Here is a 21,724-nt window from a genome sequence, read left to right on the forward strand (position 1 = left end):
ATACCGCTCACGCGAGAGCGGGTTCCAACGAACGCAGCGCGAGATACAGATCGAAGCGGTCACCGGTGCGCGCGAGGGAACGCCCGGTGAGCGCTTCGACCCGCCCGATGCGGTAGCGGACCGTGTTCAGGTGCACGTGCAGTCGATCGGCCGTGCGCCGCCACGATCCGTCGCAATCGAGGAATGCCTCGAGGGTCGCGAGCAGACCCGCGTCGGTGCGTCGGTCGTGTTCGACGACGCCCCCGAGCAGCCGGTCGGCGTACGCGCGACGCAGTTCGTCGGGCAGGGTCGACAACAGGTCGAGCGCCGAATCGAGTTCGGCACGTCGCACCGCCACCGGACCCGGATCGTTGTGTGCTGCAGCGCATGCCGATGCCGCCGCGCGGACCGCGCCGGCCGGGTCGTCGTCGGAACTCTGCCCGCCGACACCGACGAACATCCGGTCGCCGCGCAACGCCGGCGCGAGACGCCCGAGGCGTCGGCTCAACAGCCGTGCCACGTCGACGTCGCTGCCGATCGCCGGGGCGACCACCCTGTTCGCCGCGTCGATCGACGTGACCGCTCCGTCCAGGACGTCCTCGACGAGACCGCGTAGGACGTCCGGCGAGATCCGGCCCTCGGCTTCGGCCACCACCGCGACCCGCGAGTCCGCAGCGCGCACGGTCGGGGTCCGGTCGGTGATCTCCCATGCCACCCGGCGCCGTTCGTCGCGCCGGATCCGATCGAGAGCGACCACCGCGGCGAGTTCGGAGAACGCCTCGACGCACTCCGGTCCGCTCTCGTCGTGCCGGATCACCAGGAACCACGCGTCGATCCGGTCCGTCAGTCCGCGTCCCACCGGCAGGACGGTGAAGTCACCGTCGAGCCGCAGTGGAAAGCGGTCGGCGGTCAACGCTGCTGCGGTGATCCGGTCGAGTTCGGCGTCGTCGAGCTCTGCACCTTCTGCGACCGTCACGCCTGTGGAGGTGATCAGCGCCGATTCCACCCCGAGCTGCTGCGCGAGTCCGTCGAGCAGCTCCCCCACACTCCGACCGTCGGCGACGGCGGCGAGCCATTGCCGCTGCCGTGCCAGTCCCGTCTGCAGACGATCCATCCGGGCTCCGGCCATATGCCCGGTCATGTATTCGATGACTCGGCTGAACGGCACCTCGTCGGGCACGACCAGCAGCGGCATGCGATGTCGTGCACACGCCTCGATCACGTCGTCGGGTATCCGGCCGTGCAGGGCCTCGCCGGCGGCCATCGCCGTCACCCCCGCTCGGACGAGCCGTTTGACGAACAGGTCGGAGTCCTCGGCGGAGCGTCGCCACACCAGGCCGGTGAACACGAGCGAGCCTGCGCTGACGTAGCGCGTGGGGTCGGGCATGTCGGTGGTGCACGCGCGCAGCACGGGACGGCTCAGGGCCTCCGCGTCGCCGTGCAGTACACCGATTCCCAGCCCCGGCGCCTCCACCACATCTCGAAGAAGCACGATGTTCACCTCCTGGTGACGGTCTTGGACGATCGCACAGTACGAGCCGCGGATTTCCGAGGTGTTTCGTGCGTGCTGCCGCAGAGGTACATCTGTTCGGCGCAGTTGACTGAAGACTCCCGACGATCCGAGGAGTCGACTATGCACGCGCATCCCACCACCCGGCCGCTCGTCATCCGCGGCGCACACGTGGTGAGCATGGACGCCGCCCGCGCCGAACACCGCGACGGTTATGTCGTCGTCTCCGGCAACCGGATCGTCGCGGTCGGGTCGGGCGAACCGACCGGCTACGACGATGCGCAGATCGTCGACGGCACCGGTTGCGTGCTCACCCCCGGCCTGATCAATACCCACCACCACCTGTACCAATGGATCACGCGTGGGCTCGCCGCCGACCACACCCTGTTCGAATGGCTCACCACCCTCTATCCAGTCTGGGGTGGCATCGACGCCGACGCCGTGCACGTCGCGGCCAAGGGCGCACTCGCGCATCTGGTGCGCACCGGATGCACGACCAGCACCGACCACCACTACGTCGTGCCCCGCGAGGGCGGTGACGTCTTCGGCGCGGAGATCGCCGCAGCGGCCGAGGTCGGTATCCGCTTCCATCCCTGCCGCGGGTCGATGGACCTCGGTGCGAGCGCCGGGGGTCTGCCGCCCGATCACATCGTCGAGGACATCGACGCGATCCTCGAGGGCAGCCGCGAGGCCGTCGACCGCTGGCACGATCCGTCGTTCGATTCGATGTTGCGGGTCGCGCTCGCGCCGTGCTCGCCCTTCTCGGTGACCGGTGAGCTGCTGAAGCAGTCCGCGTTGCTCGCCCGCGATCTCGGGGTGCGGCTGCACACCCATCTCGCCGAGACCCTCGACGAGGAGGACTTCTGCCTCGAGAAGTTCGGATGCAAGCCCGTCCAGTACATGGAGTCGCTGGGCTGGACCGGACCCGACGTCTGGTACGCGCACGCCGTGCACCTCGACGACCGTGACATCGGTGTGCTCGCCGCGTCGGGTACAGGTGCGGCCCACTGCCCCACCTCGAACGCCCGGCTCGGTGCCGGCATCGCCCGCGCCGCCGACCTCTACGCCGCGGGCGTGCCGCTCGGCCTCGGCGTCGACGGTGCCGCGAGCAACGAGTCGTGCTGCATGCTCGAAGAGGCACACCACGCCGCACTGTTCGCCCGTGCCCGCAGCGGCCCCCGCGCCATGACGGTGCGGCAGAGCCTCGAACTCGCCACCATCGGCGGCGCCCGGGTCCTCGGACGCGAGGACGAGATCGGATCGATCGAGCCCGGCAAGCTCGCCGATCTGGCGTTGTGGCGGATCGACGGCCTCGCCCACTCCGGCATCGCCGACCCGGTCGCGGCCCTCGTCCTCGGCAGCACACCGCCTCTCGAACTGCTGTTGATCAACGGCCGTGAGGTGGTCGTCCGCGACGAGGTCCGGACCGTCGACGAGGACGTCGTGGCACGGCAGGTCGCGGCGGAACACGCCGCGCTGGTCGCCAAGGCGGGGTGAAGGCGATGGATCTGCACAACATCACCGCCTACGACATCGCCCGCGACCGCACCGATCTGACCTTCGAGGAGGGCGCGGCCCCGCTCGGCGGTGGCACCTGGCTGTTCTCCGAACCGCAACCGCACCTCCACCGACTCGTGGATCTGTCCGGTCTCGGCTGGCCTGCCGTGACCCGGCACCCCGACGCTCTCGAGATCGCCGCGACCTGCACGGTCGAACAGATGGCCGCACTCTCGGACGAGGCGGAACATCCTGCGGCACCGCTGTTCCGGCAGTGCGCCGAGGCACTGTTGGCGTCGTGGAAGATCTGGAAGCGCGCCACGGTCGGCGGCAACATCTGCCTGTCCTTCCCCGCCGGTGCCATGATCTCGCTGGCGACCGCACTCGACGCGGACGCGGTGATCTGGACGATCGACGGCGGCGAACGGCGGATCCCGGTGGCCGACTTCGTCCTCGGAGTCGCCTCCAACGCCCTCGCACCCGGAGAGATCCTGCGGAGCATCCGGATTCCTCTGCGGGTTCTGAATTCCCGCACGGCCTTCCGCAAGATCGCCCTCTCTCCGCTGGGACGTTCGGGGGCCGTCGTGATCGGACGCCGCGACGACGACGGCAGTGTCACGCTGTCGATCACCGCGTCGACGGTGCGTCCCTGTCTCCTGCGGTTCACGGAAGTCCCGTCGGCACAGGCGTTGTCCGACGCACTGGCCCGTCTCGTCCCGACGACGAGCTACTACACCGATGCGCACGGCGTCGCCGACTGGCGACGTGCCGTCACCGCGGTTCTCGCCGAAGAGATCCGCACCGAACTGTCGAACACTGCACTGCCGAAAACGGAGGTTCAGCCGTGAAACTCACCGTCAACGGCCGCGAACGCGACGTCGACCCCCGGCCCGGCCAGTGCCTGCGTACCCTGCTGCGCGAGACCGAGCACTTCGAGGTCAAGAAGGGCTGCGACGCCGGCGACTGCGGCGCGTGCTCGGTCCTGCTCGACGGCGAACCCGTCCACTCCTGCGTGGTCCCGGCCGTGCGGGTCGAGGGTCGCGAGGTCACCACGGTCGCGGGACTGGGAACCCCCGACGACCTGCATCCCGTCCAACAACAGTTCGCCGACGCCGCCGGTTTCCAGTGCGGCTTCTGTACCGCAGGCATGATCGTCACCGCGTCCACCTTCACCGACGAAGATCTCGACGACCTGCCGAAACGCTTGAAGGGCAACCTGTGCCGGTGCACCGGCTACCGATCGATCGAGGATGCCCTGCGGTCGCGCACCAACGTCGAACAGGTCGATGGCCCGTCGTGCGGCCGCTCGCAGCGCGCACCCGCCGCGACGCGGGTCGTCACCGGCACCGAGCCGTACACCCTCGACACCACCGTCGAGGGTCTGCTGCACATCGCCGTCCTCGGCAGCCCGCACACCCATGCGCGGATCCTCTCCGTCGACGTCTCGGCCGCCGAGGCGTTCCCCGGTGTCCACGCGGTGTTGTACCACCGCGACGCCCCGGCCACCGCCTATTCGACCGCTCGCCACGAGAACCGCAACGACGATCCCGACGACACCTACCTGTTCGACCGGGTCGTGCGCTTCCGGGGACAGCGGGTCGCCGCGGTGGTCGCCGAGAGTCCGGCGATCGCACACCGGGCGCTAGCGTCGATCCACGTCGAGTACGAGGAACTGCCCTTCGTCCTCGATCCCGACGAGGCCAGGAAGCCTGGGGCTCCCCTGCTGCACGCCGACAAGTCCGCCGACGCGCGCATCGCCGATCCCGGACGCAACGTCGTCGCCGCGATCCACGGCAGCAGCGGGGACGTCGACGCGGCGGTCGCGTCCGCTGCGGCGGTGGTGCAGGGACGCTGGCAGACCCACCGCGTCCAGCACACCCACCTCGAAACACACGGAGCCATCGGTCATCTCGACGAGGCCGGGCGGCTCGTCATCCGCAGTTCCACACAGGTTCCGTTCCTGGTGCGCGACGAGCTGTGCCATATCTTCGGACTCGACCGGGACCGGGTGCGCGTGCACACCGCCCGGGTGGGCGGGGGTTTCGGCGCCAAGCAGGAGATGCTGGTCGAAGATGTCGTCGCGGCGGCGGTCCTGAAGACGGGGCGCCCGGTGCAGTGGGAGTTCACCCGCTCCGATCAGCTCACCGTCGCTCCGTGCCGGCATCCCATGCGGGTCGACGTCACCCTCGCCGCCGACGCCGACGGTGTCCTCACCGCCCTCGCGATCGACGTGCTGGCCGACGCGGGCGCCTACGGCAACCACAGCCCCGGGGTGATGTTCCACGGCTGCACGGAGTCGATCGCGGTGTACCGGTGCCCGAACAAGCGGGTCGACGCCGAATCCGTGTACACGAACAACCGGCCGTCGGGCGCCTTCCGCGGTTACGGCCTCGGCCAGGTGATCTTCGCCGTGGAGTCGGCCATGGACGAACTCGCCGGCAAGCTCGGCATCGACCCGTACGAGTTCCGGCGCCGCAACATCATCGTGCCGGGAGAGCCGCTGGTCGCGGCGCATCCCGAGGGCGCCGACCTGACGTACGGCAGCTACGGACTCGACCAGTGTCTCGATCTTGCCGAACGGGCGATGGCGCGCACCGGCGGCCGGCCCGCGCCGACCGGTGATCACTGGCGGATCGGCGAGGGAATGGCGCTCGCGATGATCGCGACCAACCCGCCCAACGGGCACATCTCCGAGGCGTCGATCGAACTTCTGCCCGACGGCCGGTATCTCGCCCGGGTGGGCACGGCAGAGTTCGGCAACGGCACCACCACCGTCCACACCCAGATCGCGGCCACCGCGCTCGGCACCACCCCCGACCGGATCGTCGTCCACCAGTCCGACACCGACGTCACCACCCACGACACCGGCGCGTTCGGGTCGTCGGGCACGGTCGTCGCGTCGAAGGCCCTGCTGGCGGCCTCCCACGAGCTGCGACGGCGGATGGCCAAGGCCGCTGCGGAGCTGACCGGCCTCGACCCGGAGCAGGCCGAACTGCAGGCCGACGGCGTGCGGTGCGGCGATCGTCTCGTCACCCCCGGTGAGCTGCTGCAGGTCGCGGGTGGGCGGTTGCGCGCCGAGGGCCGGCACGGCGGGCTGCCGCGATCGCTGTCGTTCAACGTGCAGGCCTTCCGCGTCGCCGTCGACACCCGTACCGGTGAGGTGCAGATCCTCCGCTCGGTCCAGGCCGCCGATGCCGGCACCGTCCTCAACCCCGAGCAGTGCCGCGGGCAGATCGAAGGCGGCACTGCGCAGGCGCTCGGTGCGTCGATGTACGAGGAGATCATCACAGACGACGCCGGTCGCGTGACGACGGATATGTTGCGCAACTACCACATTCCGCAGTTCGCGGACGTCCCGCGCACCGAGGTCTACTTCGCCGACACCTACGACGAACTCGGGCCGATGGGCGCGAAGTCGATGAGCGAGGCCCCGTTCAACCCGGTGGCCCCGGCGTTGGCGAACGCCGTGCGCAACGCCATCGGGGTGCGGCCGCACGAGCTGCCGCTCTCCCGCGACCGCATCTGGCGCCTCATGCAGTGAGCCCGACCCGTCGAGACCGATGTTGTGTGCGATTTCCGACCGGATTTCGCACCCGACATCGGTCTCGTTCGTTGTACGGCCGGACACGCAACGCAGCCGTAACACGAAGTTGATGCAGCGGGGTCGATTCGACTCATCACGCTGTGTAAAGTACTGAACCACATCGGGAATCGAACCGATGATGTCCGTCCGGCCCAGGGCCGGTGAACGATCCGGAGCTCCCCTCCGGAGGAGGACTCTCCGGTGACGGGCGCGAGGGCCGTCGCAGACGAAGCACCCCCCGTCCCCGGAGGTTTCCATGCGATGTTCCCCGACACCGAGCCCCTTCCACGGCCGGCGCACCCACTGCTGACATGTGCGGCACGATCTCGTCCACCCTCACGCTGGTAGGACGATTCGATCCGGGCGCCATGGCGCACTTCGTCGCCGCCCGAGCCGACCTGCTGCAGGTACGCGCCACCGTCGTCACGGCGACCCCTCATCGCATCGAGCTGCGCACCGAGGGCGAACCCGACCTCGTCGACGCCCTCGAAACGGCCTGCGCTCTCGCCCCCGGCACCAATGTCGTCCTCGATCTCACTTCGACCGAGAGGAACCCGACCCCATGACCGTCTGGACTCCCGTCGCTCTCGCCGGCGACATCGAGCCCGGCACCGCGACCGGCACCACCGTCGACGGGGACTCCGTCGCGCTGTGGCGCGGCACCGACGGCGCCGTGCACGCGTGGGCCGACCGCTGCCCGCACCGCGGCATGCGCCTGTCCTTCGGATTCGTCCGCGAGGACCGCCTCGTCTGCCTCTACCACGGGTGGCAGTTCGACGGCGCAGGCGCGTGCAGACACGTCCCTGCCCACCCGCGGATGGAACCGCCGAAAACCGTGAAACCGCAGCAGTATCGGACCGTCGAGAACGCCGGATTCGTGTGGGTGGCACCCACCGACGCCGATGGCGCACCCGACGTTCCCGACACGGCGATCACCCCGGTGCGATCGGTGTGGATCGACGGCGATCGGGACACCGCCCTTGCCCTCCTCGACCTGGACGGATCAGGTGCCGTCGCCACCGGCACGATCGACGGAACCGACGTGATCGCCGGCATCCAGACGATCGACGCGCACACCACGGCCGTGCACGTCGTCGCCGCCGGCATCGTTCCGGCCGATACCGTGAACGCCCTCGTCCACCGGCTGCACGAACTCCGCGACTCCGTGTCGTCCGCTCGAGAGGTGGCGACCTCGTGAGCGTCCCAGTGCTGCACGACTTCCCGCTCGACCCTCGGTGCTACTCGGTGCGACTGGCGCTGGCACTGCTCGGCGTCGAACATCGCGTGCAACCGGTCGACGTGTTCCCCGGTGGCGCCCACCTCGAATCGCCCTACCGCGAGCTCACCCCCACCGGCGAACTTCCGGTGTTCGAGACGGGAACGGCGACCCTTGTCGGATCCGTCGACGTCCTCGTCCACCTCTCCGACGGAACCACATGGGCCGCACCGTCCGACGACTGGATCGACTTCGCGACCGGACCGCTCGAGCAGATCTACTCCTGCCGGGAACGATCGCTGTACACGACGGATCCCGCCGACACCACGGCCGCTCGCGCGGCAGTGCAGTCGCTCGACGACCTGCTCGCCGCCCACACGACGGACGAAGCATGGGTGGCCGCCGACCTGCCGACCGTCGCCGACATCGCCCTGTTCCCCGCCGCTGCCCTGAGCCGGGACATCGGGATCGACCACGACCGCTACCCCGCCCTGCGCAGCTGGATCCGGCGCATCAAGCAACTTCCCGGCTTCGTGGAGATGCCCGGAATCCCCGTCTTCCCCTGATCTTTCCGACTGCCTACATTCCGAAAGGACGCCACATGCAACAGTCCACCGTCGACGCGGTGATCCGCGGCCTGGAGAAGGCCGGCGTCACCACCGTGTGCTACCTGCCCGACTCCTTGCTCAAGGAGCTCTACCCCGCCCTCGACGCGCACCCCACGATCCGCACCATCCAGGTCACCAACGAGGGCGAGGGCGCCGCGATCTGCGGCGGAATCTTCCTGTCCGGCAAGCGTGCCGCGCTCATCATGGAGAACTCCGGCTTGCGTGCGTCCGTCGAACCCCTCGCCCGCATGGGCCTCGGTGCCGGTATCCCGGTGATCATGCTCATGAGCTACCGCGGCGAACTCGGCGAGAACAACTGGTGGGCCGTGCCGCACGGCATCACGATGGAGCCGATCCTCGATGCCCTGCGCATCCCGTACCGCATCGTGCGGGAGGAGGACGCGATCGAACGCGCCATCCACGACGCGTTCGAGTGGTCCTACTCCGCCTACCACCATTCCGCCATCGCCCTCGGAGGAGGACTCGTCCGATGACCACCATGCGCATGACCCGATTCGAGTGCATGCAGGCACTCGCCGCCCGGCTCGAGAACGAGCTCGTCATCCTCTCCCTCGGTGCGAGCGTCGACGAGTGGTACAACGCCGCCCCGCACATGCGCGAGGCCAGCCTGTTCCAGCAACAGCTCGGCTGCGTGACCCCGCAGGCGTTCGGTCTCGCGGTGGGCCTGCCGCACCGCCGCATCGTCTCGCTCGACACCGACGGCGGCATGCTGTTCAACCTCGGCATCCTCGCAACCCTCGCCAACGAGCAGCCCCGCAACCTGTTCACGGTGGTGTGGGACAACGAGTGCTACCAGTCCATCGGTGGGCCGCCGACCCACACGGCGAAGGGCAAGGTCGACATCGCCGCGATCGCCCGCGGAGCGGGAATCGAGAATGCCTACACCGCGGAGACCCTAGAAGAGTTCGACAAGCACTGCGTTGCAGGACTGTCCGCGGACGAACCGTACGTGCTCGTCGCGAAGGTCTCGAGCGTCGTGCAGCCGGGCATCAAGCGCAAGCACAGCGACGGCCGGGAGGACAAGTACATCTTCGTTCGCCACGTGGAGGCGACGGAGGGCATCACCATCATGGGTCCCAGTGAACACAACTGAAGTGAACACAACCGACGGATTCGACTACGTCCTCGTCGGTGGCGGGTCGGCGGGGTGCGTCCTCGCCGCCCGCCTCACCGAGGACCCCGACACCACCGTGCTGCTCCTCGAGGCAGGACCGGACCACGCCGGCCTCCCCTCGATCGACGCGCCGGCGACCTGGGCGGGACTGCTCGGCGGCGACTACGACTGGGGGCACAGCTACGCACCCAACCCGTTGCTCGACGGTCGCGCCGTGCCCATCCCCCGCGGCCGGGTCCTCGGCGGATCGAGCAGTCTCAACGCGATGCTCTGGTATCGCGGGCACCCCTCGGACTACGACGCGTGGGAGACCGCCGGCGCGAAGGGCTGGAACTTCGCGTCGCTGCTCCCCTGGTTCCGCCGCGCCGAGGACTGGGAGGGCGGCGCCACCGCCTTCCGCGGCGCCGGAGGCCCGGTGTGCATCACCCGACCCGCCGACCCGCATCCCATCGCCACCGGATTGCTGAACGCCGCAGCCGAACTCGGCATGGCCGTGCTCGACGACTGCAACGGACCGGACATCGAAGGCGCCTCCCTGGCGAACCTCACGATCGACGACGGCCATCGCGTCAGCACGGCTCGTGCCTATCTCGATCCGGCGCGGACCCGGCCCAATCTCACCGTGCGCACCGACGTCACGGTGTCGGGGTTGGTGTTCGACGGCGACCGGTGCGTCGGTGTGCGGTACGGCAGTGAAGGCACGGACACCGTGGTCCGTGCCGACGCCGAGGTCCTGCTCTGCGCCGGGGCGATCTCGAGCCCGCACCTGCTGCTGCTCTCCGGGATCGGCGATCCCGTACACCTGCAGGAGCACGGAATCCCCGTCCACACCGCACTTCCCGGTGTCGGACGCAACCTCCAGGACCATCCCCTGCTCATGGGCGTGAACTTCCGTGCCCGCACTCCGCTCGGTCCGGCCCGCGACAACGGTGGCGGCGCAATCCTGAACTGGCGCTCGGACCCGTCGCTGGACCTGCCCGACCTGCACGCCTTCGTCGTCCAGGGTGCGCACGCCACCCCCGAGGTGGCCGCACGCTACGACGTCACCGGCGACGTCTTCGCGATCTCCCCGGGTCTCATGCGTTCCTACAGCGTCGGACAGCTGAGCCTGCGGTCCGCGGATCCGGGCACGGCACCGATCATCGATCCGCGCTATCTGTCCGATCCCCGCGACCTCGACGCCCTCGTCGCCGGCCTCGACCGCATCTTCGACCTCGCCGAGACCTCCGCCTTGCAGGATCTGGTCGAGGCACCCGCGGCACCGGACCGTCGTCTCGGTCGCGCTGACGCCGAAGCCTTCGTCCGCGCGAGTTGCGCGACCTTCTTCCACACTGGCGGCACGTGCGCGATGGGCGTGGGACCCGACGCCGTCGTCGACCCGGAGCTGCGGGTCCACGGCGTGGACGGACTGCGCGTCGTCGACGCCTCCGTCATCCCGGTGCTCCCGTCGTGCAACACCAACGCCCCCGTGATCGCCCTCGCCGAGCGCGCGGCCGCGCTGATCACCGGAACCGAGAGGAGACTGTCGTGACGACCAGCATCACCACACGCTGCGACGACCCGGTCGTGCTGAACCAGTGGTATCCGGTCTGTTCCGAACAGGAGGTCGCCGAGGGCGTCGTGGGCACCCGCCTGCTCGGCGCCGACATCGAGTGCAGCGTCGATGCCGACGGTCACCCGACGGTGCGCGACGGCGACGCCGTGCTTCCGGTGCAGCGTCGATACGGGTTCGTGTGGACCACGCTCGGCACCCCCGAGGAGGACGTCTTCCCCATCGACGAGGCCGACGAACCCGACCGGCGGTACGTGCCGTGCGGGTGGGTCACGCTCCGGTCGTCCCCCGGCCGGGTGGTCGAGAACTTCCTCGACATGGCGCACTTCCCGTTCGTGCACACCGGCATCCTCGGCGGCGAGGCCGCCACGGAGGTCGCACGCTACAAGTGGGAGATCCGCCGGGAGACCGACGAGGTGTGGGCCACCGACTGCACGTTCTTCCAGCCGCAGATCTCCGCGGCGTCCGAAGGCACGTTCGCGCAACTGACCTACCGCGTCCCGAATCCGTATCAGGTGATGCTCTACCGGGTCTCGCCCTCCGATCCCACCCGTCTCGACGCGATCGCCCTGTTCATCCAGCCGATCGACGAAACCCTGTGCCGCGCACAACCGGTGATGTATCTCGTCGATCCGGATTCCACGCACACCGAACTGGTGCAGTTCGAGCAGGTGATCTTCCTGCAGGACCGCATCATCGTCGAGAACCAGCGTCCGCTGCTGCTGCCGCTCGATCCGCGCGACGAGATCCCCACCCGCGCCGATGCCTCGTCGGTCACCTACCGGCGCTGGCTCAAAGCCAAGGGACTGCGTTGGGGCGCCCTGCCGTTCCGTCCCGTCCATACCCGAGGAGCAGACACGTGATCACCGCCGCCCTCCCCCGGTACTGTGCCGACTTCCTCCGCGACGGCACGAAATCGCTGCTCGTCGACGGCCGGTGGGTCCCTGGTTCCGGCGAACCCTTCGAGACGATCGACCCGGCCACCGGCGTACCGCTCGCGACACTCGCGTCGGCGGAAGCCGACGAGGTGGACACCGCGGTCGCCGGCGCGCGCCGCGCTCTGCAGAACGAATGGGCATCGTGCACCCCCGCCGCTCGCGCTCGCGTGTTGTGGCGGATCGCCGAGACCATCGATGCCCACGCCGACGAACTCGCCGAGCTCGAAACCCTCGACCAGGGGAAGGCCTGGGCGACCTCCCGATTCGCCGAGATCCCCTCTGCCGCCGAACAGTTCCGCTACTACGCGGGATGGGCCACGAAGATCACGGGGACCACCATCACGCCGTCGATCACCTACGCACCTCCGGGTCGGAAGGTCGTCGCGCACACCGTGCGCGAACCGGTCGGTGTGGTGGCCGCAATCGTGCCGTGGAACTCGCCGCTGCTCATGGCCGCGATGAAGCTGGCGCCGGCGCTCGCCGCGGGATGCACCGTCGTGCTCAAGCCGGCCGAGGACACCTCGCTGACCGCCCTGCGGTTCGGGGAACTGCTCGCACAGAGTGGAATTCCCGACGGGGTCGTCAACATCCTCACCGGCGGCGGCGAGGTCGGACGCATGCTGGCCGAACACTCGGGGGTGGACAAGGTGACGTTCACCGGGTCCACGGAGGTCGGGAAGAAGCTCGTCGCCTCGGCCGGGGCACGCAACCTCTCGCGACTCACCCTCGAACTCGGCGGCAAGTCCCCGGCGGTCGTCTTCGACGACACCGATCTGCCCTTGACGATCCCCGGTCTCACGCGCGGCATCTTCGCCAACTGCGGGCAGGTGTGCGTCGCCGGTTCCCGGATCTACGCCGAGCGGCGCGTCTACGAGCAGGTCGTCGACGGTCTCGCCGCTGCTGCGGACACCCTGCGGCTCGGCCACGGACTCGACGACGACACCGATCTGGGTCCGCTGGTGAGCCTGCGGCACCGCGACACGGTGGCGTCCTACGTCGACGACGGAGTCCGCGCGGGGGCCACGGTCGTGACGGGTGGTCGTATGGTGGGCGAGACCGGCAGCTTCTACGAGCCCACCGTGGTGGTCGACGCCGCCCCGGATCTGCCGATGATGCGCGAGGAGATCTTCGGCCCGGTCGTGACGGTGACCCCCTTCGACGACCCCGACGAAGTGATCACCTGGGCCAACGACACCGACTACGGTCTCGCGGCGAGCGTGTGGACGTCGGATCTGTCGCGGGCCCACAGGGTGGCCGACGCGATCCGCGCCGGCACCGTGTGGATCAACTGCCACTCCTACTTCTCCCCCGAACTGGTCAAGGGCGGCCACAAGCAGTCCGGCTGGGGTTACGAGAACGGCGCCGCCGGACTGGAGAACTACTTGGAGACCAAGACGGTGTGCTTGTCGATCTGACCGTCGGTCGGGGCCCCGAGGTACGCGTGCGTCGCTTCGAACCGCGATTGCAGGTACTCGCCGGCCCCGATCGGTGGGTGGATCGGCTCCGCGCCCGGTTCGACACAGGTCGGGATCGCCTCGATCACGGCGTTGTAGTCCGGGGTGACGAAATAGGGCAGCGAATAACGGTGCCCGTGCGTGGGATTCAGCACACGATGACGGGTGGAGACGTAGCGGTGGTTGGTCCACCGGGCGATCATGTCGCCGAGGTTGACGATCAGCGCGTCGGGCGGGGTCACCACGTCGATCCACCCGCCACCTCGCGCGGCGACCTGCAGCCCACCGATGTCGTCCTGGGCGAGCAGGGTCAACGAGCCGTAGTCGGTGTGGGGCGCGATGCCGAGTGCGGTGTCGCCGACGGGAACGGGTGGGTAGTGCAGCATACGGAGCGACGCGAGCGGGTCGGTGAACATCGGCACGAAGGCGTCGGTGTCAAGACCGAGAGCGAGTGCGAGACCGCGCATGAGGTGGGCGTTGATGTCCAGGCACGCCTTCGCGTACTCGTCGGCGACACTCTTGAAGTCGGGCATCAGCGAGGCCGGCCACTGCGCCGGACCGTGCAGCGGCGTGCCCGCGACCACCTCGGGATGATCGGCCGCGCGGTCGGTGGTGATGTCGAAGGCCTCCTTGCCGTCGGCTCCGACGACGGGGTCGAGTGTCTCGGTCTTCGGCGGAACGTATCCGCTGTGGCAGGTGGATTTCGCGATCGCGATCTCCATCTTCTCCGCGAAGGGCAGCGCGAAGAAGCGCCGCGCCTGCTCCATCGTCGCCGCGCGGAGGTCGGGGTCGAGTCCGTGACCGGTGACGACGAAGAACCCGAGGTCGGTACACGCAGCGTCGAGCGCGTCGGCGACGGCACGCGGATCACTCCCGTCGCGCAGCGGACGCAGATCGATGAGGGGCAGGGATTCCATGGGTGACTCCTGGACAGAGCGGACGGATGATCGCTCTGAGTTAATTCCTGCGATACTGCGGATCCGTCTCGGTGCGGTGAGGACCGTGTTACGGATTCTCGGGCCGCGTACCGACGCACAACACCAGACGCGCCGTCTCCGAACCCCGATGGCGCCACTGCATCTCGGTCCCCGCCGCGGCGAACAGGCAGTCCCCCTCCGCGAGCTCGACCGCGGGGCGCCCGCGTACCTCCACCTCGAGCCGTCCGCCGGTCATCACCAGCACGAGATCGTCCGAGCGGCGGAACCAACCGGCGATGTCGTCGTCCGGACCGATCTCGTACTGGTACACCTCGGCGATCGCTCTGTTGCCGCGGGCTATCCAGGTCACCGGTGCAGCAGGGGTTCCCGTCACCGCCCGCGCGAGACGTCCCTCGGCACGCACGACCAGTACGTCGTCGACAGGAGCCGGATCGAGGAAGTCCGACGGCGACCGTCCGAGCTCGTCGGCGATCCTGTACAGCGTCGCGAGCGAGGGCGCGTTGAGGCCCCGTTCGACCTGGCTGAGGAACGCCTGACTGACCCCGGCGCGCGAGGCCAGCGCCCGCACGGTGAGGCCCTCCTGCCTGCGAACGGAGCGGATGACGCTGCCCACCCTGGCGACGCGATCCTGTTCCGGCACTGCACTCTCCGTCGGCATCACGAAATTCATCTCCTCCCGCCGCCCGAAACACAATCGTCATGAATCGGACACGGCCGCTCAATTACGAACCTGGATCGTCTCGACTTAACACATAGCGATTACTCGGAAGGTCCCACCGTATGGTGACAGCAACTTCGCCCGCGAGCATCACCACCGCCGCGGGAGCGACAGAATCGGTTTCCGCCGAGGGCGTCGTGATGCGTGGTATCCACCGGTCCTTCGGTGAGAACACCGTCCTGCGCGACGTGTCGTTGCATGTGCGGCCCGGCGAGGTCTACGCGCTGCTCGGCGAGAACGGCGCCGGCAAGTCGACCCTGATGCGCATCCTCACCGGGTTGCTCCCGCCGGACTCCGGTTCCATTGCGGTGGACGGAAAGTCGCTCACCGACGGAGGCCGGGAGCGGATCGCCATGGTCCACCAGCACTTCATGCTCGTGCCGAGCATGACGGTCGCCGAGAACTTCCTGCTCGGCCGGTCCCCCGGAGTGATCGGCCGGAAACGTCTGCGGCGCGCAGAGGCCGAGATCGCCGCCCTCGCCGAAGACACCGGTCTCGCCTGCGACCCCACCGCACGCGTGGAGAACCTGTCGGTCGGCGAGCAGCAGCGCGTCGAGATCCTGCGTGCCCTGCACCTGGGCGCCGGTTACCTGCTGCTCGACGAACCGACCGCGAATCTCGCCCCGGCCGAGGTGCATTCACTGCTCGCACAGGTCCGCCGACTCGCCACCGAACGCGGCGTCGGGATCGTGCTCATCACCCACCATCTGGAGGAGGTCCTCGAGGCCGCCGACCGGGTCGGTGTGCTGCGAGGAGGGCAGCTCGTCGCCGAACGCCCCATCCGCGGAGACGGCGCCGAGAGCGTCACCACCGCCGAACTCGCCCGCGACATGGTCGGCCGCGAGGTCGGACTGGGCATCCGCCGCGCGGCCACCGAACCGGCCGGGAGCCGGAAGCTCGAACTGGTCGGCGTGTCCGTCCCCGATCAGTTGCACGACGTGACCCTCCGGGTCGCATCCGGGCAGCTCGTCGCCGTCGCCGGAGTCGAGGGCAACGGTCAGTCCGCCCTCGAGGACGTCCTGTCCGGGCTCGCCCCCGACTCCACCGGCGCGGTCGTCGTCGCCGAACGGGAGATCGACACCTCGTCCCCCCGCGCGATGCGCGAGGCCGGTGTCGGCATCGTTCCCGCCGACCGCTACACCCGGGGACTGATCAAGTCGCTGGGAATCGACACCAATCTCGCGATCGACAGCTACACCGATCCCCCGCTCGCGCGTCGCTGGGGACGCCTGTCGCGGGCCGCCGTCCGCGAACGCGCCGAGCGCATCATCGCCGCACTGTCGGTCAAGGCCCAGAACCCGCGCACGCTAGCCGGCACCCTGTCCGGTGGTCACGCCCAGCGCGTCGTGCTCGGCCGGGTCCTCGACGGTGAGCCGGACGTCCTCGTCGTCGCCCAGCCCACCCGCGGTCTCGACATCGGCGCCACCGAATTCGTGTGGGACACCCTCGTCGACCACCGCTCCCGGGGCGCCGCGATCCTGCTCATCTCGTCCGATCTCGACGAGATCTGCAGCCTCGCCGACCGGATCGTCGTGCTATACCGCGGACGGATCGTCGCCGAGTTCGACGAAGGCCCGTTCGACCGCGAAGCCCTCGGCTCGGCCATGGGCGGATTCCAGGAGGCCGTAGCATGACCGCCACACTCAGCCCGCCGGTGACGACGCCACCCGAGCCGCCCACCGCGTCGCGGATCCGGGGCCTCGCGACCACCATCGGGGTGCCGCTGCTCGCCGTCGCCGTCGGTCTCGCGGCGGGTGGGATCCTCATCGTCCTCGCGGGCGGTGATCCGGGGCAGGCCTACGCGACGATGCTCGACGCCGCGCTCGGCGGCGACACACAGCTCGGCCGCCTGCTCACCGGTATGACGCCGCTCGTCCTTATGGGTCTCGGCTACGCGATCGCGTACCGCACCGGCTTCATCACCATCGGCGCGCAGGGCCACTACGACGTCGGCGCCATCACCGCGACGGCCGTGGTGCTGAGCATGCCACTGGGGACGAGCTGGATCGCGGTCCCGATCGTCGCCGTCACCGCCGCGGCCGCAGGTGCGTGCATCGGCGGCATCGCGGGTGTGCTGAAGGCGCGGCTCGGGGTCAACGAGATCATCTCGTCGCTCATGCTCAACTACCTCGTCTTCTACACACTGGCGTGGGCGGTGCGCAAACCCCTCGCCAACCCCAACGGTTTCACCCCCGAGTCCGAGCGCATCCCCGACTGGGCGGCGCTCGCGACCATCCCCGGCACCCGCATCCACATCGGTGTGTTCGTCGCGATCGCGGCGGTTCCGCTGGTGTGGTGGCTCATGCGCTCGACCCGATTCGGCTTCGCGTCGCAGATCGTCGGCGAGAGCCCGAGCGTCGCCGAGGCCAACGGCATCTCCGTCGCCCGCACCGTCGTGACTTCCGCTCTGATCAGCGGTGCCCTCGGCGGTATCGCCGGAGCGATCATGTTGCTGGGCAGCGAGTTCCGTCTGTCCCTGGCGATCTCGTCCGGGATCGGGTTCACCGCGATCGTGGTGGCGCTGCTCGGGCGACGCAATCCGTTCGGAATCGTCCTCGCCGCGGCGCTGGTCTCCGGGCTCACCCTCGGTAGCCAGGCAGTGCAGCGCACCCAGGAGATCCCCGCGTCCATCGGCACCGTCGTCCAGGCAGTGATGATCGTGACGGTGCTGCTCGCCAACCGAATCGTGGAGCGTGCCCGATGAACTGGTCCGACGTCCTGGGCGCCGGTGCGCTCGTCCCGTTGTTCACCGCCGCGCTGCGCCTGGCGGTGCCGATCATCCTCGCTGCCGCCGGCGCGTGCCTCGCCGAGCGCTCCGGGCTGATGAACCTCGGCATCGAGGGACAGATGATGGTCGGTGCGATCATCGCGTTCGTGACGGTGTACTACACCGGACAACCGATGCTCGGCGCCGCCACCGGTGCCGCCGCGGGCCTGGTGATCGCCGCGATCGTCGGCTACCTGACGATCACGATGGCCGTCGACCAGATCATCACGGGCATCTCGGTGGTGATCCTCGGGACCGGACTCGCGTCCTTCCTGTACCTGCAGGTGTTCGGCGTGACCGGCACACCGCCGCGCATCCAGGGCACCACACCCCTCGATCTTCCGGTGCTGTCCGACCTGCCGGTGCTCGGCCCGATCGTGTTCTCGCAGTCCCCGCTCGTCTACCTCGCGCTCGCGCTGGTCGTCGCTCTGTGGTGGGTGCTCACCCGCACGGCTTTCGGCCTGTCGATCCGCGCGGCCGGGGAGAGCCCGGAGGCCGCCGACTCGGTGGGCGTCTCCGTCCCCCGCACCCGGTGGAGCACGCTGCTGATCTCCGGCGCCGCAGCGGGTATGGCCGGTGCGCTCGTCATCGACGGTCTGGGCTTCTTCCAGGACGGCATCACCGGTGGTCGCGGCTGGATCGCGCTCGGTGTCGTCATCCTCGCCCGGTGGAATCCGCTCGGCGCCATCGCCGGTGGCTTCATGTTCGGTCTCGTCGACGCCTTCCAGCTGCGCGTGCAGGCCGCCTCCGGAGGGCAGGCCACGTCGGTGCCGTACGAGCTGTTCCAGGCCATGCCGTACGCCGTGACGCTGCTCGCGGTCATCGCCACCACCGTGTGGTTCTCGCGCAGCAGTTCACCGAAGGCGCTCGGCGTCCCGTTCGTCCCCGCGAAATAGCTTTCCCGTCAGTCATGGGGCTCGTAGTCGCGAGCCCTCCCTTCCCCCGAGGAGAACCACGTGAAGAAATTGGGTACCGCTGTGGCGGCCGCCGCCGTCGTCGGAGCCGCCGTGACCGGGTGTTCGAGTTCCGACTCCGGTGGGAGCGCCTCGGCCGACAGGGTCGTCAAGGCCGCGATCATCACCTCGGGTCCGGTCAACGACGTCGGCTGGAATCAGGGCATGGTCGAGGGCGCCGAGAAACTCGAAGCGGAAGGCCTCATCGATCTGACGGTCGTGCAGCAGGATTCGGGCGCGACTTCGGAGCAGATCGCCCAGATCGTCACCGACCTCGCGGAGGACGGCAACCAGCTCATCGTGGGTCACTCGTTCAACTACGGCGAACCCATCAAGGGCATCATCGCCGACTACCCCGACGTGCTGTTCGCCTATCCCGGCGGTTTCGGCGACATCACCGCCAACCTCGCCGACTACAGCCAGCCGTTCTACCAGGGTTCGTTCCTCACCGGCATCCTCGCCGGCGACCTGACGAAGACCGGCATCCTCGCCGGCACCGCCGGTTTCGAGATCCCGGTGTGCAAGGCCCAGATCGAGGCGTTCGCCGACGGTGCCCGCCTGACCTACAAGGGCCCCGGCGAGATCCAGTTGCGTCCGTCCTACATCGGCGGATGGTCCGACGCTGCGGCCCAGACTCTCGAGGCCGTCAACGCCCTCGTCGACCAGGGCGCCGACCAGTTCTCCACGTGCGGTGTCGACGCCGCCACCATCGAGGGCGCCAAGCAGCGCGGTGTCGGCGTCGCCGGCTACACGATGGATCAGACCCCGCTGGCACCCGAGAACGTCGTCTCCTCCGTCGTGTGGAATCTCGACGAGGTCCTCCGCGCGATGATCGCCGACGTCGAGGCCGGCAACGTCGACCCGGCGAAGTACTACGAGGTGGACATCACCGAGGGCGGTCTGGACGTCGTCATCAATCCGGCCTTCGTCGACAAGATCTCGCCCGAGGCGACGGCGCTGTTCGAGGAGTACCGCGAGAAGATCATGGCCGGCGAGTTCGAGGTCGAGTACAAGGGCGGCGACTGACCCGGAGCATCTCCTGTAGAACGAACGAGACCGACGTTGTGTGCGATTTCCCAACGGATTTCGCACACAACGTCGGTCTCGTTCCGTAGCTTCGACCTATGTGTAGATCCGACCTATGTTCGGACGCGCTCCGCGCACCACTCCACCAGTGCCGCCACGAGTTCGTCGCGGGCGGACAACTGTGGCGCATGGTCGGACTCGAGCGACACGACCTGCGCAGCCGGGGTGAGGCGTTGCATCTCCCGCTGGGTGACGAGGGGAACCGAACGGTCCAATGTCGCTTCGACGTACAGGCGTGGCAGGCGCCCGAATCGTTCCGGTGTCCAGCTGGGCGCCATGAGCCGGGCGGTTTCGAGTTGCGGCACGAGTCGGCGCGCGGCACCGATCGCGTCGGCCGCATCCGCCTCGTGGAAGAACACGGCGGCGCCGGCCTCGGGCGGCACGATCGTGCCGCGACCGTCCTCGGTGGGTTCGAGCCACCGCGAAATGCCCACCGGCGCGTCGAGACCGAGTCCGTCGCACAGCATCCCGAAGTCGACCCCGGACGGGAGCATCATCCCCGCCACGTAGGCGACCCCGGCGACACGCTCCGGCAGCATCTCCGCGACCTGCGTGACGACGATGCCACCACCGGAATGACCGACGAGGAGCACCGGACCACCCAATCCGGCAACATGATCGGCCACGACCGCGGCGACATCGTCGAGCGTCACGTCGTCGGAGCCCCACGATCCGACACCGGGAAGCGCGAGCGGGTGCGGGACGTGCCCGGCCCGACGGAGCGGTTCGAGCAGCCTGTCCCACACCCAGCTTCCGGCCCACGCGCCGTGCACGAGCACGACATGACTCACGCGCGGTTCTCCCCCGTCGCCGCCAGCACACGGGCGGCTTCGCGCACAGCAGCGGTATTGGCCTTGCCGTGCCGCGACCCCGCGAGCTTCGCCTTGATGTGATCGCGGATCAGGATGGGTTCGTAGGGCTCCGGGCCCGCATACTCGGGCAGGGTGGAGACCACCGCGTCGACGTTGCCGTCGTGGAAGAACGCCACCGAACGACGGCGCCGGATCCTGCCGTCGACGATCGGCGGCTTGACGCGGTGCAGCGTCGACATCCACCGGTCGTCGGTGATGCGGGCGGTGAGATCGCCGAGGTTGACCAGCAGGGCACCGGGCAGCGGTTCGACGTCGTGCCAGATGCCGTCGGAGCCGAGCACCTGCAGGCCCGCGACCCGGTCGGCCCACAACACGGTGACGATCCCGAAGTCGGTGTGCTCGCCCATGCCGGTGAGGTCGCCGTCGAGGTCGACGGTGCCCTCGGGCAGTGCGTAGTTGTTCATGCGCAGCACGTCGATCGAGTGGTCGGTGAGCCGTTCGAAGTAGTCGGGGGCCTGCCCGAGCGCGTCGGCGAAGATCCGGGTGAGGGTCCGCGCGACCCGCGAGGCCTCGGTGAAGTAGGTCTGCACGCGGTCCTCGAAGCCGGGGACGTCAGGCCAGATGTTGATTCCGTAGTCGTCCTCCGACAGGTCCAGGTGAGGGAACGACCGGGCCTCGACGCCGACGTTGTAGGCCTCGAAGAAATCGTTCATGCGGCTGGCGGATTCGACGCCGAGGCTCAAACTCAGTGACTCGCTCTTGGGCGGGCTGTATCCGCGGTTCGCACCCACCACCCGGTACTGCTGCTTGTCGTCCATCGGCAGACCGAAGAAGTCGTCAAGGGCGCCGGCGAGGCCGTCGACCACCGGATCGGGTACGCCGTGTCCGAGGATCTGGACGAATCCCACGCGGCTGCAGGCTTCGTCGATCTCACAGGCGACACGAGCGCGTTCGGCGTCCTCGCCGGCCCGGACGTCC

Annotated in this window: 19 protein-coding genes and 2 pseudogenes; 16 read left to right on the plus strand and 5 right to left on the minus strand. The window is 69.0% G+C overall.

The features are described 5' to 3' along the window. Positions 1 to 7: 7 nt before the first annotated feature. Positions 8 to 1,471, minus strand: coding sequence for a PucR family transcriptional regulator (locus tag ACLBYD_RS03930; protein WP_447815470.1), 1,464 nt, complete (start codon positions 1,469 to 1,471; stop codon positions 8 to 10). Positions 1,472 to 1,612: 141 nt separating this feature from the next. Here ACLBYD_RS03930 and ACLBYD_RS03935 point away from each other — a divergent pair, with 141 nt between their 5' ends. The 11 genes from ACLBYD_RS03935 (at position 1,613) to ACLBYD_RS03985 (ending at position 13,433) form a co-directional block, all read left to right on the plus strand. After that, on the plus strand, positions 1,613 to 2,986 hold the full coding sequence (locus tag ACLBYD_RS03935) for an 8-oxoguanine deaminase (RefSeq protein WP_033097281.1): 1,374 nt from the start codon (positions 1,613 to 1,615) through the stop codon (positions 2,984 to 2,986). A 5-nt stretch (positions 2,987 to 2,991) separates the two neighbouring features. Further along, entirely contained in the window at positions 2,992 to 3,834 is an 843-nt protein-coding gene (locus ACLBYD_RS03940) for an FAD binding domain-containing protein (RefSeq protein ID WP_447815471.1), read from the plus strand. Beyond that, positions 3,831 to 6,527: a molybdopterin-dependent oxidoreductase gene (locus ACLBYD_RS03945; RefSeq protein ID WP_447815472.1), complete on the plus strand. Its 2,697-nt coding sequence runs from the start codon at positions 3,831 to 3,833 to the stop codon at positions 6,525 to 6,527. The genes ACLBYD_RS03940 and ACLBYD_RS03945 overlap by 4 nt, the downstream gene beginning before the upstream one ends. Before the next feature lie 353 nt (positions 6,528 to 6,880). After that, on the plus strand, positions 6,881 to 7,135 hold the full coding sequence (locus ACLBYD_RS03950; RefSeq protein WP_447815473.1) for a hypothetical protein: 255 nt from the start codon (positions 6,881 to 6,883) through the stop codon (positions 7,133 to 7,135). Then, complete coding sequence (locus ACLBYD_RS03955; RefSeq protein WP_447815474.1) at positions 7,132 to 7,767, plus strand: Rieske 2Fe-2S domain-containing protein; 636 nt, start codon at positions 7,132 to 7,134, stop codon at positions 7,765 to 7,767. The genes ACLBYD_RS03950 and ACLBYD_RS03955 overlap by 4 nt, the downstream gene beginning before the upstream one ends. Further along, on the plus strand, positions 7,764 to 8,351 hold the full coding sequence (locus tag ACLBYD_RS03960; RefSeq protein WP_447815475.1) for a glutathione S-transferase family protein: 588 nt from the start codon (positions 7,764 to 7,766) through the stop codon (positions 8,349 to 8,351). The genes ACLBYD_RS03955 and ACLBYD_RS03960 overlap by 4 nt, the downstream gene beginning before the upstream one ends. A 35-nt stretch (positions 8,352 to 8,386) precedes the next feature. Further along, on the plus strand, positions 8,387 to 8,887 hold the full coding sequence (locus tag ACLBYD_RS03965; RefSeq protein WP_447815476.1) for a thiamine pyrophosphate-binding protein: 501 nt from the start codon (positions 8,387 to 8,389) through the stop codon (positions 8,885 to 8,887). Beyond that, entirely contained in the window at positions 8,884 to 9,507 is a 624-nt protein-coding gene (locus ACLBYD_RS03970; RefSeq protein ID WP_051424893.1) for a thiamine pyrophosphate-dependent enzyme, read from the plus strand. Before ACLBYD_RS03965 ends, ACLBYD_RS03970 begins: the two co-directional genes overlap by 4 nt. A gap of 1 nt (position 9,508) precedes the next feature. Then, a complete protein-coding gene (locus ACLBYD_RS03975) occupies positions 9,509 to 11,059 on the plus strand; it encodes a GMC family oxidoreductase (protein WP_447815477.1) in 1,551 nt (516 codons plus the stop codon). Then, positions 11,056 to 11,943: an aromatic ring-hydroxylating dioxygenase subunit alpha gene (locus tag ACLBYD_RS03980; protein WP_447815478.1), complete on the plus strand. Its 888-nt coding sequence runs from the start codon at positions 11,056 to 11,058 to the stop codon at positions 11,941 to 11,943. The genes ACLBYD_RS03975 and ACLBYD_RS03980 overlap by 4 nt, the downstream gene beginning before the upstream one ends. After that, a complete protein-coding gene (locus ACLBYD_RS03985) occupies positions 11,940 to 13,433 on the plus strand; it encodes an aldehyde dehydrogenase family protein (protein ID WP_447815479.1) in 1,494 nt (497 codons plus the stop codon). The genes ACLBYD_RS03980 and ACLBYD_RS03985 overlap by 4 nt, the downstream gene beginning before the upstream one ends. Here ACLBYD_RS03985 and ACLBYD_RS03990 read toward each other — a convergent pair. Continuing rightward, positions 13,397 to 14,389: an isopenicillin N synthase family dioxygenase gene (locus tag ACLBYD_RS03990; protein ID WP_145708281.1), complete on the minus strand. Its 993-nt coding sequence runs from the start codon at positions 14,387 to 14,389 to the stop codon at positions 13,397 to 13,399. The genes ACLBYD_RS03985 and ACLBYD_RS03990 overlap by 37 nt on opposite strands. Before the next feature lie 88 nt (positions 14,390 to 14,477). Beyond that, positions 14,478 to 15,050 (minus strand): helix-turn-helix domain-containing protein, encoded by a 573-nt coding sequence (locus tag ACLBYD_RS03995; protein ID WP_447815480.1) that lies wholly within the window; start codon positions 15,048 to 15,050, stop codon positions 14,478 to 14,480. Between the two features lie 269 nt (positions 15,051 to 15,319). Here ACLBYD_RS03995 and ACLBYD_RS04000 point away from each other — a divergent pair. The 5 genes and pseudogenes from ACLBYD_RS04000 to ACLBYD_RS04020 all read left to right on the plus strand — a co-directional run. After that, positions 15,320 to 15,730 (plus strand): annotated as a pseudogene (locus tag ACLBYD_RS04000) (ATP-binding cassette domain-containing protein); the annotation flags it as partial. Beyond that, entirely contained in the window at positions 15,719 to 16,762 is a 1,044-nt protein-coding gene (locus ACLBYD_RS04005; protein WP_447815668.1) for an ATP-binding cassette domain-containing protein, read from the plus strand. The pseudogene ACLBYD_RS04000 and the gene ACLBYD_RS04005, both read left to right, overlap by 12 nt. After that, complete coding sequence (locus ACLBYD_RS04010) at positions 16,759 to 17,832, plus strand: ABC transporter permease (RefSeq protein ID WP_447815481.1); 1,074 nt, start codon at positions 16,759 to 16,761, stop codon at positions 17,830 to 17,832. The genes ACLBYD_RS04005 and ACLBYD_RS04010 overlap by 4 nt, the downstream gene beginning before the upstream one ends. Further along, positions 17,829 to 18,791 carry an ABC transporter permease gene (locus ACLBYD_RS04015; RefSeq protein WP_447815482.1) on the plus strand — a complete coding sequence of 321 codons (963 nt, stop codon included), beginning with the start codon at positions 17,829 to 17,831 and terminating at the stop codon, positions 18,789 to 18,791. Before ACLBYD_RS04010 ends, ACLBYD_RS04015 begins: the two co-directional genes overlap by 4 nt. A gap of 60 nt (positions 18,792 to 18,851) precedes the next feature. Further along, a complete protein-coding gene (locus ACLBYD_RS04020; protein WP_447815483.1) occupies positions 18,852 to 19,874 on the plus strand; it encodes a BMP family protein in 1,023 nt (340 codons plus the stop codon). Positions 19,875 to 19,987: 113 nt separating this feature from the next. Here ACLBYD_RS04020 and ACLBYD_RS04025 read toward each other — a convergent pair whose 3' ends face one another. Both ACLBYD_RS04025 and ACLBYD_RS04030 read right to left on the minus strand, forming a co-directional pair. After that, positions 19,988 to 20,725: an alpha/beta fold hydrolase gene (locus ACLBYD_RS04025; protein WP_447815484.1), complete on the minus strand. Its 738-nt coding sequence runs from the start codon at positions 20,723 to 20,725 to the stop codon at positions 19,988 to 19,990. Continuing rightward, positions 20,722 to 21,724 (minus strand): annotated as a pseudogene (locus tag ACLBYD_RS04030) (isopenicillin N synthase family dioxygenase); the annotation flags it as partial. The pseudogene ACLBYD_RS04030 and the gene ACLBYD_RS04025, both read right to left, overlap by 4 nt.

The sequence above is a fragment of the Rhodococcus sp. C26F genome, assembly GCF_053345925.1.